Raw genomic sequence first — 15,457 nt, 5'->3', positions numbered from 1 at the left:
TGACGTCCGGCGTGACCCGGTTCGGGGAGATTCCGTGACGAGAGCCGGAGGTCTCGCCGAGCAGGGTGAGCGCGGCGGGCGTGCCCCGGTAGGCGATCCGGCCGCCGTCCAGCAGGGTGACCTCGGTGCAGGCGGCGGCCACGTCCTCCACCAGGTGGGTGGAGACGACCACGGTCGCCGTGGCGCCCAGCTCGCGCAGCAGCTCCCGGAACTCCACCCGCTGCTCCGGGTCCAGACCGGCGGTCGGCTCGTCCAGCAGCAGCACGGCGGGGTCGTTGACGATGGCCTGCGCGATGCCGACCCGGCGGATCATGCCGCCGGACAGCGTGCGCACCTTGGCGTCGATCCGGCCGGCGAGGCCCACCCGGGCCACCGCCCGCTCCACGGCCGCCGGCACCCGCGCGGCCGGCATCTCCTTCAGCCAGGCCACGTACGCGACGAACTCCCGCACGGTGAACCCCGGGTAGTAGCCGAACTCCTGCGGCAGATAGCCCAGCCGCCGCCGCACCCCGGCCAGGCCGCGGCGGCCGGCGATGTCCTCGCCGAGCATCTCCACCCGGCCGGTGTCCGGCCGCGCCACCGTGGCCAGCACCCGGATCAGCGAGGTCTTCCCGGCCCCGTTCGGCCCGAGCAGTCCGTGCACACCGGTGCCGAGCAGGAGGCGGAACGGCGGTTGCGGGAGGCGGCGGCGGGCTGCGGCCGGGCCCGGGTGCTGGATCCGGTGGCGGCGGAGCTGCTGCGGTACCGGGAGGTGCGCGAGCAGTACGGGAGGGTCGCCCGGAGCAGGGCCGGGGTGGTGTGAGTGGACGGGGACTGACGGGGCTGGTGTGGCTCACGTGATCGGTGGGAGGGTGCGGGGTTCACCCGCGCGGGTGAGGGAGTTATCCACAGGCGGGCAGCCGTCCACAGCGCTCGGCGGGCCCGGCCCGGCGGAGGCAGTCTGAGGCCAAGGCGATCGCACGGCGGGGTCCGGCCGCACAGGCGGCGGACGGCGCGAGCGGTCGGCGGGAGGTGCGGGCGCGTACGGCAGTCGTACGCGCCGGCACGGCAGACGCAGCCGTACGGGACGGGCCCGTACGTGTGTCCGCCCGGCCGAGGAGCGCGGGCGGGGGAGGGGAGCGAGACGTGAACGAGACCATCGTGTGTGTGGTGGGCAACGTGGCGACCCAGCCGGTCTACCGGGAGTCGGCGGCGGGTCCGTCGGCCCGGTTCCGGCTGGCCGTGACCGCGCGTTACTGGGACCGGGAGAAGAGCGCCTGGACCGACGGGCACACCAACTTCTTCACGGTGTGGGCCAACCGGCAGCTCGCGGTCAACGTGGCGGCGTGCGTGGAGGTGGGCCAGCCGGTCGTCGTCCAGGGCCGGCTGAAGGTCCGTACGGAGACACGGGAGGGACAGCAGCCGTGGGCCTCCGCCGACATCGACGCCGTGACGATCGGCCACGACCTGGCGCGCGGCACGGCGCTCTTCCAGCGCGCCGCCAGGCCCGACGCACCGGCCGCGGTGGCCCGCCCGGAACCGGACTGGGAGACACCGAACCAGACGGACGGTCAGGCCGGCCGGTCCGGCCAACAGGCGCCGGAACCCGAGCCGGTGACGTGACGTCACCTGTCGCCGGTGACGTGCCGTCAGCCGCCAAACCGGTGGATTTGTCGATAAGGCCAGGTCATGGACGGTCCCGGCGATAACGATTACAGATCGGATCGGCCATCCGATCATCCGACCGGCGGGTTGGGCTCCGAGTGATCCATAGGATGCCGGGCGTGCCCCTAGGGGCTGCCGATTTCTGCTGGTGGGACCGTCCCCCACGTCCAACGGGTCCTGCTCGAAGGGGAATTCTGTGCTTGCTGCGCTCTCTGGGCTGTGCCGGTCCACCGGAACGGCACGCCTGGCCGCCGCCACGACGGTGTCCGGCCTCGTGGCAGCCGGCGTGCTGTCCGGTGCCGGTACGGCGGTGGCCGACGAGACACCGCGGACCGAGGGCGGGGCGACGGCCACCAACAACGGTCTGAAGACCTACGGCGAGGCCGTGATCCACGGCGACGGCGGCGACCAGCGGGTCCCGGCGGGCCTGTTCGAGATGTCCGTGGACGGCGGCGGCACCCTCCAGACGTACTGCGTCGACCTGCACAACCCGACCCAGCGGGACGCCAGATACCAGGAGACACCCTGGAGCGCCACCTCACTGGGCACCAACAAGGACGCGGGCCGGATCGGCTGGATACTGCAGCACTCCTACCCCCAGGTCAACGATCTCGCCGCACTGGCCCGCAAGGCGGGCGCACACGGACTGACCGAGCAGGACGCGGCGGCCGGCACCCAGGTGGCCATCTGGCGCTACTCCGACGGCGCCGACGTCGACGCCCTCGACCCGCAGGCCGAGAAGCTCGCCGACTACCTGGAGAAGAGCGCCCGCGCCATCGGTGAGCCGAAGGCCTCGCTCACCCTGGACCCGCCCGCGGTCTCCGGTCGGCCGGGCGACCGGCTCGGCCCGGTCACCGTACACACCAACGCGAGCGCGGTCACCGTGAGCCCGCCTGCGGACGCGGCCACCAGCGGGGTACGGATCACCGACAAGAACGGCAAGGTGATCACCTCGGCGAAGGACGGCACCCGGCTGTACTTCGACATCCCCGAGGACGCGGCCGGAGACGCCGGCCGCACCGTCGGCAGCGCGGTGGGCACGGCCGAGCTGACCGTGCAGGCGTCCACGACCGTGCCGGTGGGACGGGCCTTCGCCTCCGAGAGCCGCAGCCAGACGCAGATCCTGGCAGGTTCCAGCGAGTCCACGGTCTCCGCGACCGCGACGGCCGGCTGGGCCGCCGACGGCCCGATACCGGCGGTGTCGGCCCACGAGGACTGCGCCAAGGGCGGGGTGGACATCACCGCGGTGAACAACGGCGACGAGCCGTTCACCTTCCAGCTGATGGGCACCGGCCACACCATCCCCGCGGGCGCCACCCGCACGGTGACCGTACCGCTCCAGGAGGACCAGGCCTACGACTTCACGATCACCGGCCCCCACGGCTTCAGCCACCGCTTCACCGGCGTCCTGGACTGCAAGACCCAGGGCGCGGTCACCACGCAGACGGCGGCCCGGCTCCCCAACGAGCCCGGCCCGGCCTCGGTCGGCGGCAGCGCCGTGGCCACCACCGACCTGGCCGATACCGGCGCCTCCGCCCTCACCCCCCTGATCACCGGCGTGGCCATAGGCCTGGTCGTGATCGGCGGCGCGGTCCTGGTCATCCTGCGCCGCAGGGACACGACACCGGACGCGTGAGACCGTCCGGGCGGGAGGGGAGTGCCCCGGGCCGGGGGCGACGGACGGAGAAACGGCCGCCGCCGTGAGCCCGTCGGCCGGACTCACGGCGAACGGAAACCGGCGCCCCTCTCAGCAGCCGATCGGTGCCGAACCGACGGCCACGTCATCGAACCACAGGGTGTCGTCGCCCGTTCCGTAGCTCTCCCAGCCGAGCCGGAGCGCGGTGGGCCGGGGTGGGGTGGTGCGGGAGAGCCACTGCTGGTCGATGTCCTGGGTAGGTACGCCGTCGGCGCGCAGGCCGGGCACCTGCTGGTCGCCCAGCCAGGTGTCCAGCTTGGGCGCGGAGGTGTCGATGGCGAACCGCAGGCACTGCCAACTGCCCGTCGGAAGCGGCTTGCTCAGCGCCACACCCGCCGGGCTCTGCGCGGGAAGCGTGGCGTCGTCGCTCTCCCGGTTCCACTGCAGGGCGCCGTTCTGGCCGCCGATCCGGAGCGCCTTGCCGCCCTGGGAGCTGTCCGGCATGGAGACGAAGGTGACGTGGGAGGAGGGGAGCGCGGTGGTGTGCCGGACCCACATACGGATGTACAGCACCGGGCCGGCCGTCGACAGGTCGGTGGTGGCGGCGACGAAGGCGTGGTTGCAGTAGCCGGCCCGGCCGTCCACCCGGAGGGACTTGGAACCGCTGTGCGCCACGGCCGTGTCGACGGTGGCGGTGCCCGTGCCCTGGCAGTCGGGCGCGGTGAAGCGCCAGTCGCCGGACGGGGAGGTACCGGTCTGATTCTCGAAGCCGCTGCACAGGGCGGCGCCGCCGCAGTCGGCGGGCGGCTGGGAGGGCGACGGGGTGCCCGGAGTGGTGGGCGGTGTGGTCGGCGGCTCGGTGGCGTCGCCGCCGCAGGAGACGCCGTCGAGGCTGAAGTCGGTGGGCGCCGGGTCGGCGGACTGCCAGGTGCCCTGCACACCGAAGTCGGCGGCGCCGCCGCTGGGCAGCGAGGCGTTCCAGTCCGTACCGGCGGCGGTCACGGAGCGGCCGGTCTGGGTGACGGTGGCGTTCCAGGCCGAGGTGATGTGCTGGTCGCCGCCGTAGGTCCAGGTCAGCCGCCAGGCGCTGAGCGCGGGGCCGAGGTTGGTGACGTGGACCTGGGCGGTGTAGCCGCCGGACCACTCGTTGACGGTGTAGTCGACCCGGCATCCGGCGGTGGCTCCGGCTCCGGCGCCACTGGCGGGCGCCGCGACCAGGAGCGACACCGCCAGCCCGAGTACGGCCACGACCGCCGTCCAGGGGGTGCGCACCCATCGGGGGCATCGGGTGGGTGGTAGGGGCATGGGATCTCCTGGGGCGGGAGGCGGGGAGGCGGGGAGGGGGGAGGGGGGAGGGGGAGCCCCCCCAGCGAAGCGACTGGGAGCCCTGGGTCCCAAGTGACGGGGAGCCCCGGGAGCCCTCCGAGCGGTCGGAAGCACCCGAGTGATCGGGAGTTCTCCGATCCTGGGAGGGGCCTGGGGGACCGGGGAGTCCCAGGAACGCAGGGAGCGCCCCCCGAGCGGCTGGGAGCGCTCCCATCCAGATGGACGCGGCCCGGGTCGGCGCCGGGTCGCGTCCGGTGGGCGGCGGGGCCGGTGAGGGCCGGGGGTCAGCGGAAGTTCACGTCACTGCAAAGGAAGTAGGTCTGGTCCATGTGCGAGGCCTGCCAGATGGTGTAGACGACGTGGCGGCCGGTGTAGCCGGACGTGCTGACGGGGATCGAGTAGTTCTGGCTGGGCGCGTACCTGCCGGTCTTGGTGACCAGTTGCAGGTCCTGCCAGGTGAGCGGCTGGGTGGTGGGGTCGAAGCCCTGCCGGGTGACGTAGACCAGGAAGTAGTCGGCGCCGTGGCTGGCCTGGTCGTACAGCTTCACGGTGAAGTTGGAGCTGATGTCGGTGGTCTTCCAGGGGCCGATGGCGTCGAGGGAGTTGTAGCGGCCGCTTTCGGTGTGGCCGCCGCTGCACAGCTGTCCGTTGGGGATGACGGCCTGGAAGTTGCCGGCGGAACCGTTGCGGTACAGGCCGTTCCAGTTCCACATGGCGTTGGGGTTGTCCTGCCAGGCCTGCCAGCACATGGGGTCCTGCTGGGCCATCGCCGGGTTCTGGAAGTCACTGCCCCAGCGCTGCCAGCAGCCGTAGTTGCGGGAGGCGGGGTCGATCACCGAGCCGTGCGCGGAGGCGGTGCCGCCCCAGGTGATCAGGCTGATCAGCACGCCGACGAGCGTGCTCAGGACGAGCGCCAGCCGGCGGCCGGCCCAGCGATGCGCATGCTCATGACAATTCATTGAGGGTTTCTTCCTGTGGGGGGACGCGTTCTCTGAGGGCTGTCGGGTGCGTGGGAGCGCTCCCGCGCCTTCCAGGCTGCGCGGCCTGGAACGAGGGGGCAACGGTTTGTTTCCGCCAAACCCCAGGCTTCCGCGCGGAGGGGCAAATCGCGGAAAACATCCGGAACAGGGCATCGAGGTCCCGTCGGACGTATGCGAGCCCTCGGCAAACGTCTGGGAGAGGCAAGTGGCGAGTTCGCTTCGCTTGCGAGGGAGAGTGCCTGAGCGCTCAGGAGCTGGCAGCACGTGCCGATCAACGTCACTTGCTCTAGTCGGCGGCACTGGCAGCGTTGTGCGCCCGAGTGGGGCTGAAACTGGACACACGCGGCTGGTTGGCCGGCTCACCCCCGCCGTCGTGGATGAACGACACCATGATCCGGGTCGCTGACGCGATCGGGGTGCGCCTTGCCGACCCGGCCGCTGAGCGGCCACCCCGGCCAGGGTGACGAGGCGGCCGCTCGATTGACTAGCGCTTGGCCGGAACGATGAAGCCCCGCTGTGGCTGCGGCTCCTGCGGGTTACGTGTCTGTGGCTGCTGGGCGTCTTGCCACTTCGCGACAAGCCACGCGTACCGCGGGTCGATCCACTCCTTCGGCATACGGCCTCCCTTCACCAGCGAGGCTACGGCCACTCAGGCTTGGGCATCGGTCGGATGGTGCACGACGGCGCATGCTGGCACTTCGCGGCCACGGATACGAGTGTGTCGTCCGTTGGCGGCCCCCACAGCTCCGGGTCCGCCTTCCATCCGAGCTCGGCGATCTTCTCACGGGTGCGGTCCAGGATCGACGGGTCGTAGTTCGTCGGATCGTAGCCCGGATAGTGATGGATGAACCGGCCGCCGAGGCGCTTGCACAAGTCGGCGTACATGGCGGTGTGCAGCAGCAGGGCGTGCCAGCCCTCGTCCACGATCCGGCTGGGCGCGTGCCCGGTGTCGGGGTTCTTCGCGCAGGCGGCCACGAACTTCAGACCCTCTTCCACGACCCGTCCTGCCATCTCTGGGGACATGTCCGGGTTGGCGTCCATCACCGTCTGGCGGCAGCTCGTGAACTGCTCGTCGGTGATCAGCATGCGGGCGAAGACCATCGGCGGCTTCGGATCGACGGGGCCGCCGTCCGGGGTTGGTCCAGGAGGTACGGTCACGGTGTTCTCCTTCGCTGGTTTCGGATGGGGACGCGCGCCCGGGCCGGGAGTTCTTCGCGGGACCGCTCGGCCCGGGCGACGTAGTTATGGACCGGTGCGCGGCCGTCTCCGACGGGGGTGAGAACGGCCGCACGGCTCCAGCGCTTACCTCATGGCCCCCGCCCGAGGTGCCGCGCTGGAAGTCTGGTCGTGTCCAGAGCTGTCGGCAGCTGTGCCGGACACATGTCATTGGGAGGCTCGAATGGCCTCGTTCTTCTCGTCGGCCAGGGCGTTGAGCAGGTTGTGCAGAGAGCGGCCCGTGTCGCACATGGCACTGGGGCCCTCGCACGCGGTGCACCGGTCCGCGTGGTTGTCACGGGCGGCCCGTACGGCGCCTCGGGTACAGCGGAGGCAAGCGCGGGGGAACCAGTTGAAGCCGTTGTCGGTGTGCTTGCCGAGGTCGATTGCCGTCTTGCCGGTCAACCGTTCGCCGCCCCAAACACACTCGGCGCCCCGCATCCGGGAGCCGGACAGGAGCTCGAGGCGTGGCAGCGGGATGTACGGCACCAATGCGGCGGGGATGACCATCGGGCATGTGCTCGGAGTCGGCATGACGCCTGCTCCTCAGCAACCGTGGTGGGGCACGTCAGAGCTGAGCACTGAGCCGGCGCATGATGAGGAAGCTCCTCGCATCTCAGGCATCCTTGGACACCTCCAAGTCGGCCCAGACGTATTTCTCCCGGGGCAATCGGGTGCAGCCCCACACCCTCGTCACGGCATCCACCAATGCCAGGCCGCGCCCGCCGCTCTCGAGAGGCCCTGCGGACTGGCGAGCGGGCCAGAGTTCAGGATGCTTGTCGATGACGATGAGCCGAACCGTGTCCGACGGCATCCGGCGCACGATGACCCGTACGCTCGGCGTCCCGGTGTGCCGGAGGGCGTTGCTCACCAGCTCGGCCACCACCAACGCGGCATCATCTTGCATGCCGACCAGGCCCCAGTCGTTGAGGACGTCCACCACGAAGTGCCGCGCGTCCGGCGAGGAACGCGCCTGCCGAGTCAGCACGCGGACCTGCGACAGTTCATTGCGCTCCATGGCCATCACCGCTGCCGCTTAAGCCCGGCGCTGTTGCTGTGGCGCGGCGGTTCCTGGGGATGTGCGCGGTTGTTCGTACTCCAGGAACCACACCGATGCTGGGTTTGGCACCTAGGGGTCTTGTCCCCACGTGCATTGGCAGTCATGGCGGCATCACTCCTACTACGCTGAGTCGCCCGGTTATCAGCCATGACGGTACGTAACCGTAATCACCACTTGTAGTGACCGGGAGTACGGGTAATGGCTCGCCGCCGACGGGCAAGGGAGCACCATGGGAGATCAGGCGAAGCAAACCCCAACTGGCGGTCAGGGAACCACCGGGCGAGGACGCGCGGGCATCATCTCCGGGTATGTCTTCCGGGTCATTCGCGAGCAGTTAGGGCACACCCAGGAAGGTCTGGCTGAGGTTTTCGACGTGGCTGCGGACACCATCGCCGGGTGGGAGACGGGACGGCGGCCCCTGACCTCACTGCCAGTAGGGCAGATGCTCTCCCATCGCCATCGGTTGTTGCGGATGGGTACGGCACCTCAGCTGCTGGCCGCCCTGGCACGGGCGATGGAGGCGGACATGCTGCTGGCCGGCGTGCTGGAGGACGAAGTGTCGGCGGGCCCGAATCTGCTCGGCGCCTGGGTGATGCAGCGCGACCTCGTAGAGGTGCTCACCTGGCCCCTCAACGGCGTACCCCCCACCCCCCTGCGCACCCTCCCGGCGCCCCCTCGCCCACGCCGCGGCCCGGTACCGCCGGCGCCTGAGCTTGCGGCGGATTACCGGCGCCGCTTCTTCCGCCGTATGCGGGAGACCGCCGAACAGGCGTGCGGCGGCAGGGATTTCCTGCTGCGGCGGCAGGCCCTCTACCTGGCGGGATTCGATCAGGACCCCGGCACGTCCGATTGGCTGGCGTACCAGCAGAGGACCGAGCGGCCGGACGACTGGCTCACGCGGTGGCTCAACTCCCGCTCCGTCGCCGCAGTGGCGGCACGGCAGGGTGACCGCGACCGAATGACCCACTTCATTACGCGCACCCTCGGCGACGACACCAGGGCCGAGGCGGCGAACCTGAACTACTGGGCGTACTGGATCGGCGAGACCCCGCACATCCAGCTGTCGGACGACTTCATCGGCGACTCGACCCCCGGCCCGTGGCACGGCGACCGGCTGATGGCCCACCTTGTCCGGGGACTGACCCCGTGGCACGGGTTCTTCGACCTCAACGTTCACACCCTGTGGGCACTGATTGCCGCACGCCCGAACCTGCTGCGCACGCAGTCGGCTGCCGGCCGGGTCCTACGCGAGCGCCTGCCGATGATGTTGGATGACTCCGGGCTTTCGTCACAGGCTCGGCGAGAGCTTGAGGGCATTCGGTACGCAATCCGCCTCGCCGAGGCGTGAAAGGGGACACCCATGGGTGACCAAGACCTGGCGGACGTGGCCCACTTCCTGTGGGAGACGGGCACGCTGAAGACAGCCCGCCGAACAGGCTGGTGGATGGCGGGCGTTCGTGACCCCGAAAGTGTCGCCGAGCACTCATGGCGCACATCCGTCATCGCCTCGGTCATCGCCACGCTGGAGGGTGCCGACGCCGCACGCGCCGCGCACTTGGCGGTCTGGCACGACTCGCAGGAGACCCGCACCGGGGACGTGAACCATCTGGGCAAGAAGTACGCAGCTCCGGGCGACCCCGAGGCCGTCACCGCGGACCAGACGGCCGGCATGCCCGAGGTGCTGCGCGCCGCCGTCCGCGCGGTCGTCGCCGAGTACGAGGCGCGTGAGACGCCCGAGGCCGTCTGCGCACGTGACGCGGACAAGCTGGAGTGCATGTTGCAGGGGCTGGAGTACAAGGCGCAGGGCTACGAAGCCGCCCAGCGCTGGGTAGACAACAGCCGGGCCCGGATCGTCACCGAGTCCGGCCAACGGCTGGCCGACCAGCTGCTGGCCCAAGCCCCTCTCGACTGGCTTCGCGCAGCCATGGGTGAGAGCAGCTGACGCCGGCTTCGGTGCAAGCGGCCGAGGCCTGGTGCGTTCAACGCAAACGAAGGCCGGACTCGGCCGGCCGCCAGCCGCTGCATCGTAACGGCGTCAGAAGAAGGCTTCTCGTCCCGGCTCGGGTGCAGAACATCCGCCACACGTGTCGACACATACTCGGCATCCCCAGGCAGCGATCGGTGGGTCGCCATCGCCCTCCAGTAGTGCTTGACTGCGGCCCATTACGCAGGCCGAGTGACAACTTTCTCTACTGGTTCAAGGTGGCTCCGCTCACCGCGCGAGCCGAAGGCCACAAGGCGACTGTCGCACGGGGGACGGTCACTGTCAGAACGATGCCTCCGGCGGGGGATCGACCGGCACCGGGATGGAGGGGGCGCCGTTGCCGACTGCGGGTTCGTCGTGGCGGGCGAGGGGGCTCCCATCCCGTACGCCGTCGACCCAGGCAGAGCCGAGTAGACGCGGCCCCTGGTGGTCCAGGTCGTTCGTACAGTGGCGCGCTCCACCTGGACGCCAGGAACCACGCCTGCTCCACGGTGTGTGGGTCGACGGCGTACGGGATGGGAGCTGAGGACTGTGTGGGTTACTGCACGTGGAGCAGTTGATGCGCTTGGTCCTAGGCGACGGCCTTTCCTCCAAGCAGACCCACCATCGCGCCGAAGCCAAGCTGCGACAAGGTCGAGCATGTTTCCATGAGCGACTTTGCCGCTTCCGTGGGCTTCGCCACGAATATCCCGATGTACAGACTGGCTCCGAGTGTCAGCAAGGTGATAGCTAGGACACCGAAGAAGACCAGTCGGAAGTGTTGCGAGACGGATGTTTCGCCAGTTGCGGGCGCGACAGTCGTGGTCTCTGTTAGTGCCTGCGTAACGATTGCCTCGTCAGACATGGCGATCACCCGCTCCCCGGGAAGGCTCCGGAGTGCCTCCCGTCACGGAGCCGCCAGTGACGGTCACGCTATGGTGAACGATCCTCTTTAGATTATTCCGCTGCCCACCACGAAAGACCGCTATCAGGACCCTACGAAGCTGCGGCGTTCCCAGTGAGACGAGGACAGAAGAGATCGCCGGTAACGCCAGTTCCACCCAGTCCATCAGCCCCCCGATGCTCAACGACTCACGGCGTTAATCTAACGGGAGAACCACCAACCGCGCAGCAGTTTCCTGTGCGTGATGGCAGTAGGCCATCACAGCCGAGTACCGCAACCGCCGCGGCCGCAGCTAGCACTCTCAGACTGTAGGCATCTGGCGACCATCCCAGCAGACTTTGGCGTTCTCTCCGCCCGTAGTTCGCTTGGAGTGGCGCACATTCAGGGATGACAGCTCAAGGCGTGATGCGGCGATCGTTGCCCCAGTACACGAGGAGGGTTCGTCGGCGAGCCCGCTTCAGCTGGCCCAGCAGGCGGGCGTACTCATCGTCAGGTGTCTGCCAGCGGGAGTCGTCCCAGTCCAGGGCCAGGTATGGCTCCACCGCTGCTAGCGCTGCCCGCATCTCCTGGGTTGCTTCGTAGTACCGCTCGAAGCCTCTGAGTGGCAGTTCTAGCTGGTAGCGCAGCGCTTCGTCGCTGACGCCGATTTCGCTCTGGCGCACTTGCCTCGGGTAGGTCGCCGCCAGCTCGGCTCGGCGCACGCAGGCGATCGCGTGATCGATGGCTTCCCGGCGGGATGTCTGCCAACCGAAACGCGTGGTCGCCAGGGGAGCGAACAGCGCTCCTACCAGGACGCCTGCCAACGCGAGCACAGGGCCAAGCCAAGTCATGCCCTCTGATTCCCCTCTAGGTCTGTGGTCGACCAGGCTGACATCCACCGCTGACAATGCCCCCAGACATGGGCAGGCAGTGACGGTCCCGTCCGAGGATGTTTCCGTTGAGCAGAGGGCCAACCTCGGCAACATCGCGAATCACCACAGTCTTGGGGCGTGAGGCAGTCTGAGTCAGGCGCGGAGTCTATGCGCACCATAAGTGCACTAGATCGAGCGGGGAACAGCGGGGAATCCCCGTGACGGCCAGCGGCAGCGGCGGGGGCGCAGGCTAACCATCAACGCATGCCAAGGCCCGAATCGCTCGCAAATGATCGCAGCTTCCCAAGCTGAGAGCGCGAGTTCGATTCTCGTCACCAGGCCAGATCATCGGCCATGCCCTCTGCGCTATCCCCGGACGTCAGTTGTCCGGTGCCAGGGACGCGCGTGCCTCCTGCCGATCCGTCGGTCGTCGGGGCGTTCACGAACCGGGCGGGGGCGGTGCCTGGGCCGTCTCGGGCCGGTCGGTTCCCTCCGGGGCGCATCGTCGGCGTCCTGCGCGTCGAGGGCCCGCTTGCCCGGCCGGGGCTCATCGAGGCACCGGGCATCGACACCAATCCCGCCCCGCACGACGCGACGGAACCGTCCCGTAAGGCGACCGCCGGATTCGCCGGTTCGCTCGCGGCTCTGCGGACGGCAGAACCGAGTCCGGGCCGCCGCAGCGGAGCCGTGTGATCGCGTCGGCGGCGGAGTGCCGCAGTTCGGTCGACAAGGGAGGCCGTAGGGCATGTCGTCCGGGCCGAAGACAGTACGCTGGCTCCGGCGGGAGTGGCCCCGCGGCACAGTGTCCGGGAGGCATGCGATGAGTGCCGAACTGGTGGCCCCGGTGTGGATGCACGAGCAGATCACGGCGGAGCAGTACGAGCCATGGTCCGAGGAGCAGTGCGCCGGCATCGAGATCGTGGACGGAATGGTCGTCGTGAGCCCTAGTGCGTCCAAGCGGCACAACCGCCTGGCCCGGATCCTGGCGAACGCCCTCGACGCCGCCGCCGGCCCCGACTGGAACGCCGACACGGCCTTCGACGTCCGGCTGCAGGACGTCCCGCTCACCAATCGGCGTCCGGACGTGATCGTCTACCGCGCGGACACGATCGACGTCACGCCCACCCAGCCCGAGTACGTACTGCTGGTGGCCGAGGTGGTGTCGCCCGGCTCGGAGACCACCGACCGGATCGTGAAGGTCGACCAGTACGCCAAGGCCGGGATCGGTTCCTACTGGCGGGTCTGAACCGGCCGCCCGGGCCACGCGGCAGGATTCGGGGCCGGGAGCGAGTCGCGTCAGGGACGGCTTTTCCGTCCGGCATCCGACATCCGGCATCAGTGGCGCTTCTCCGTCCGATCCCGTCCGAGGCCGCCGGCCGGCCACCGCCGGCCGCCCACCCGCCACCCCCAGCGCCCGCCAAGACACCACCCCCGCCCCAAACCCCCAGGTCAGCGCCCCCCAAGGCAACGGGTTTCTCCGTTGGGGTGGCGGTACGGCAAGATGGGGTGTATCTGCCCACTGCCAGATTTCAAGCTGCCGGACGGTTTCTCTTGGCTGAGTTCATTTACACCATGCGCAAGGCGCGCAAGGCGCACGGCGACAAGGTGATCCTCGATGACGTCACCCTGAACTTCCTCCCCGGGGCGAAGATCGGCGTCGTCGGCCCGAACGGTGCCGGTAAGTCGACCGTGCTGAAGATCATGGCGGGGCTGGAGCAGCCGTCCAACGGCGACGCCTTCCTCTCGCCCGGCTACAGCGTCGGCATCCTGCTCCAGGAGCCCCCGCTGAACGAGGAGAAGACCGTCCTGGAGAACGTCCAGGAGGGTGTCGCCGAGATCAAGGGCAAGCTCGACCGGTTCAACGAGATCGCCGAGCTGATGGCGACCGACTACTCCGACGCGCTGCTCGACGAGATGGGCAAGCTCCAGGAGGAGCTGGACCACGCCAACGCCTGGGACCTCGACGCCCAGCTGGAGCAGGCCATGGACGCGCTCGGGTGCCCCCCGGGCGACTGGCCCGTGGTCAACCTCTCCGGTGGTGAGAAGCGCCGTGTCGCGCTCTGCAAGCTGCTGCTGGAGCAGCCCGACCTGCTGCTCCTGGACGAGCCCACCAACCACCTCGACGCCGAGTCGGTGAACTGGCTGGAGCAGCACCTGGCCAAGTACCCGGGCACCGTCGTCGCCGTCACCCACGACCGGTACTTCCTGGACAACGTCGCCGGGTGGATCTGCGAGGTGGACCGCGGCCGCCTCCACGGCTACGAGGGCAACTACTCCAAGTACCTGGAGACCAAGGCCGCCCGTCTGAAGGTCGAGGGCCAGAAGGACGCCAAGCGGCAGAAGCGGCTCAAGGAAGAGCTGGAGTGGGTCCGCTCCAACGCGAAGGGGCGCCAGGCCAAGTCCAAGGCCCGTCTCGCGCGGTACGAGGAGATGGCCGCCGAGGCCGACAAGATGCGGAAGCTGGACTTCGAGGAGATCCAGATCCCGCCGGGCCCGCGCCTGGGCAACGTCGTGGTCGAGGTCAACGACCTGCACAAGTCGTTCGGGGACAAGGTCCTCGTCGACGGGCTGTCCTTCACGCTGCCGCGCAACGGCATCGTGGGTGTCATCGGCCCGAACGGCGCCGGCAAGACCACCCTGTTCAAGATGATCCAGGGCCTGGAGACGCCGGACACCGGTGACATCAAGGTCGGCGAGACCGTCAAGATCTCCTACGTCGACCAGACCCGCGCCAACATCGACCCGAAGAAGACGCTGTGGGAGGTCGTCTCCGACGGGCTCGACTACATCAACGTCGGCCACGTCGAGATGCCGAGCCGGGCCTATGTGTCCGCCTTCGGCTTCAAGGGCCCGGACCAGCAGAAGCCGGCCGGTGTCCTCTCCGGCGGTGAGCGCAACCGGCTCAACCTGGCGCTGACCCTGAAGCAGGGCGGCAACCTGCTCCTGCTCGACGAGCCCACCAACGACCTCGACGTCGAGACGCTCTCCAGCCTGGAGAACGCCCTGCTGGACTTCCCCGGCTGCGCCGTCGTCGTCTCCCACGACCGCTGGTTCCTGGACCGTGTCGCGACCCACATCCTCGCGTACGAGGGCGACTCGAAGTGGTTCTGGTTCGAGGGCAACTTCGAGTCGTACGAGAAGAACAAGATCGAGCGGCTGGGTCCGGACGCCGCGCGTCCGCACCGGGCCACCTACAAGAAGCTGACCCGGGGCTGATCGGTCTTGCGCCACATCTACCGCTGCCCGCTGCGCTGGGCGGACATGGACGCGTACGGCCACGTCAACAACGTGGTGTTCCTCCGCTATCTGGAGGAGGCCCGGGTCGACTTCCTGTTCCGTCCGGACAAGGACTTCCAGCAGGGGTCCGTGGTGGCGCGCCACGAGATCGACTACAAGCGGCAGCTCGCGCACCGGCACGAGCCGGTGACCGTCGAGCTGTGGGTCACCGAGATCAAGGCCGCCTCCTTCACCCTCGCCTACGAGGTGAAGGACGGCGATCTCGTCTACGCCCGGGCGTCGACGGTCATCGTGCCGTTCGACTTCGCCGCCCAGCGCCCGCGGCGGATCACCGCGGAGGAGCGTGAGTTCCTCCAGGAGTACACGGACGCCGGCGAGGGCGCCGCGGAGGCCGACGGGGAGGCCGTCGCCGCATGACGGTGCTGCACCTGGCCGACGAGACGGAGGCGGCGGACCTCGCCGCCTTCCTCTCCCGGCTGCTCCACTACGACCGTGGGGCCGCGGTGCGCCTCCAGGCGGCCGGCACGGCGCTCGCCGTCTTCGGCCGGCCGCCGTCCTTCGAGGTGCTGGCCGTCCGCGCGGTGCGGCTGGCCAAGCCGTACGAGGACGGGCTGGACGCCACCCTCGACGTGACCGTCTCC

Annotated in this window: 15 protein-coding genes and 2 pseudogenes; 9 read left to right on the top strand and 8 right to left on the bottom strand. The window is 69.4% G+C overall.

All coding sequences use genetic code 11. The annotated features are described in order from the left end of the window. Positions 1-658: ATP-binding cassette domain-containing protein (locus H5J33_RS07335; protein WP_220212048.1), on the bottom strand; the 658-nt coding region annotated here is incomplete at its 3' end. On the opposite strand from H5J33_RS07335, the gene H5J33_RS07330 reads away from it, so the two are divergent. From H5J33_RS07330 to H5J33_RS07320, 3 genes are all read left to right on the top strand, one after another. Continuing rightward, positions 638-802, top strand: coding sequence for a hypothetical protein (locus tag H5J33_RS07330; protein WP_181794064.1), 165 nt, complete (start codon positions 638-640; stop codon positions 800-802). The two genes, H5J33_RS07335 and H5J33_RS07330, sit on opposite strands and share 21 nt — an antisense overlap. 323 nt (positions 803-1,125) lie before the next feature. After that, positions 1,126-1,602 (top strand): single-stranded DNA-binding protein, encoded by a 477-nt coding sequence (locus tag H5J33_RS07325; protein WP_181794060.1) that lies wholly within the window; start codon positions 1,126-1,128, stop codon positions 1,600-1,602. Between the two features lie 286 nt (positions 1,603-1,888). Next, on the top strand, positions 1,889-3,280 hold the full coding sequence (locus tag H5J33_RS07320) for a Cys-Gln thioester bond-forming surface protein (protein ID WP_181794062.1): 1,392 nt from the start codon (positions 1,889-1,891) through the stop codon (positions 3,278-3,280). A 111-nt stretch (positions 3,281-3,391) separates the two neighbouring features. Here the strand turns inward: H5J33_RS07320 and H5J33_RS07315 are convergent, their stop codons facing one another. From H5J33_RS07315 to H5J33_RS07295, 5 genes are all read right to left on the bottom strand, one after another. Then, positions 3,392-4,585 carry a cellulose-binding domain-containing protein gene (locus H5J33_RS07315; RefSeq protein ID WP_181794059.1) on the bottom strand — a complete coding sequence of 398 codons (1,194 nt, stop codon included), beginning with the start codon at positions 4,583-4,585 and terminating at the stop codon, positions 3,392-3,394. 305 nt (positions 4,586-4,890) lie between these two features. Then, positions 4,891-5,565 (bottom strand): lytic polysaccharide monooxygenase, encoded by a 675-nt coding sequence (locus H5J33_RS07310; RefSeq protein WP_181794058.1) that lies wholly within the window; start codon positions 5,563-5,565, stop codon positions 4,891-4,893. Between the two features lie 660 nt (positions 5,566-6,225). Then, positions 6,226-6,687, bottom strand: a complete 462-nt coding sequence (locus H5J33_RS07305) for a hypothetical protein (protein ID WP_181794061.1) — start codon at positions 6,685-6,687, stop codon at positions 6,226-6,228. Positions 6,688-6,969: 282 nt separating this feature from the next. Further along, positions 6,970-7,335, bottom strand: a complete 366-nt coding sequence (locus H5J33_RS07300; RefSeq protein ID WP_181794057.1) for a hypothetical protein — start codon at positions 7,333-7,335, stop codon at positions 6,970-6,972. An 82-nt stretch (positions 7,336-7,417) separates the two neighbouring features. Next, positions 7,418-7,819 (bottom strand): ATP-binding protein, encoded by a 402-nt coding sequence (locus H5J33_RS07295; RefSeq protein WP_181794056.1) that lies wholly within the window; start codon positions 7,817-7,819, stop codon positions 7,418-7,420. A gap of 271 nt (positions 7,820-8,090) precedes the next feature. Between H5J33_RS07295 and H5J33_RS07290 the strand changes: the two genes are divergently transcribed. Continuing rightward, positions 8,091-9,209, top strand: coding sequence for a helix-turn-helix transcriptional regulator (locus tag H5J33_RS07290; RefSeq protein WP_181794055.1), 1,119 nt, complete (start codon positions 8,091-8,093; stop codon positions 9,207-9,209). 12 nt (positions 9,210-9,221) lie between these two features. Beyond that, positions 9,222-9,803: an HD family hydrolase gene (locus H5J33_RS07285; protein WP_181794054.1), complete on the top strand. Its 582-nt coding sequence runs from the start codon at positions 9,222-9,224 to the stop codon at positions 9,801-9,803. 613 nt (positions 9,804-10,416) lie between these two features. Here the strand turns inward: H5J33_RS07285 and H5J33_RS07280 are convergent. Then, a complete protein-coding gene (locus tag H5J33_RS07280) occupies positions 10,417-10,689 on the bottom strand; it encodes a hypothetical protein (protein WP_181794053.1) in 273 nt (90 codons plus the stop codon). 434 nt (positions 10,690-11,123) lie between these two features. Then, positions 11,124-11,540: a hypothetical protein gene (locus H5J33_RS07275; protein ID WP_181794052.1), complete on the bottom strand. Its 417-nt coding sequence runs from the start codon at positions 11,538-11,540 to the stop codon at positions 11,124-11,126. A gap of 859 nt (positions 11,541-12,399) precedes the next feature. Between H5J33_RS07275 and H5J33_RS07270 the strand changes: the two are divergent. From H5J33_RS07270 to H5J33_RS07255, 4 genes and pseudogenes are all read left to right on the top strand, one after another. Then, positions 12,400-12,822, top strand: a pseudogene (locus H5J33_RS07270) (Uma2 family endonuclease); the annotation flags it as partial. A 308-nt stretch (positions 12,823-13,130) separates the two neighbouring features. Further along, a complete protein-coding gene (ettA, locus tag H5J33_RS07265) occupies positions 13,131-14,795 on the top strand; it encodes an energy-dependent translational throttle protein EttA (RefSeq protein WP_181794050.1) in 1,665 nt (554 codons plus the stop codon). 6 nt (positions 14,796-14,801) lie between these two features. Beyond that, positions 14,802-15,233, top strand: coding sequence for a thioesterase family protein (locus tag H5J33_RS07260; RefSeq protein ID WP_181794049.1), 432 nt, complete (start codon positions 14,802-14,804; stop codon positions 15,231-15,233). Continuing rightward, positions 15,230-15,457, top strand: a pseudogene (locus H5J33_RS07255) (hypothetical protein); the annotation flags it as partial. The gene H5J33_RS07260 and the pseudogene H5J33_RS07255, both read left to right, overlap by 4 nt.

The organism is Streptomyces sp. WELS2 (genome assembly GCF_013870595.1).
Taxonomy (GTDB): domain Bacteria; phylum Actinomycetota; class Actinomycetes; order Streptomycetales; family Streptomycetaceae; genus Streptomyces.
The sequence above is the reverse complement of the archived record's forward strand: the minus strand, read 5'-3'. Positions and strand labels throughout refer to the sequence as shown.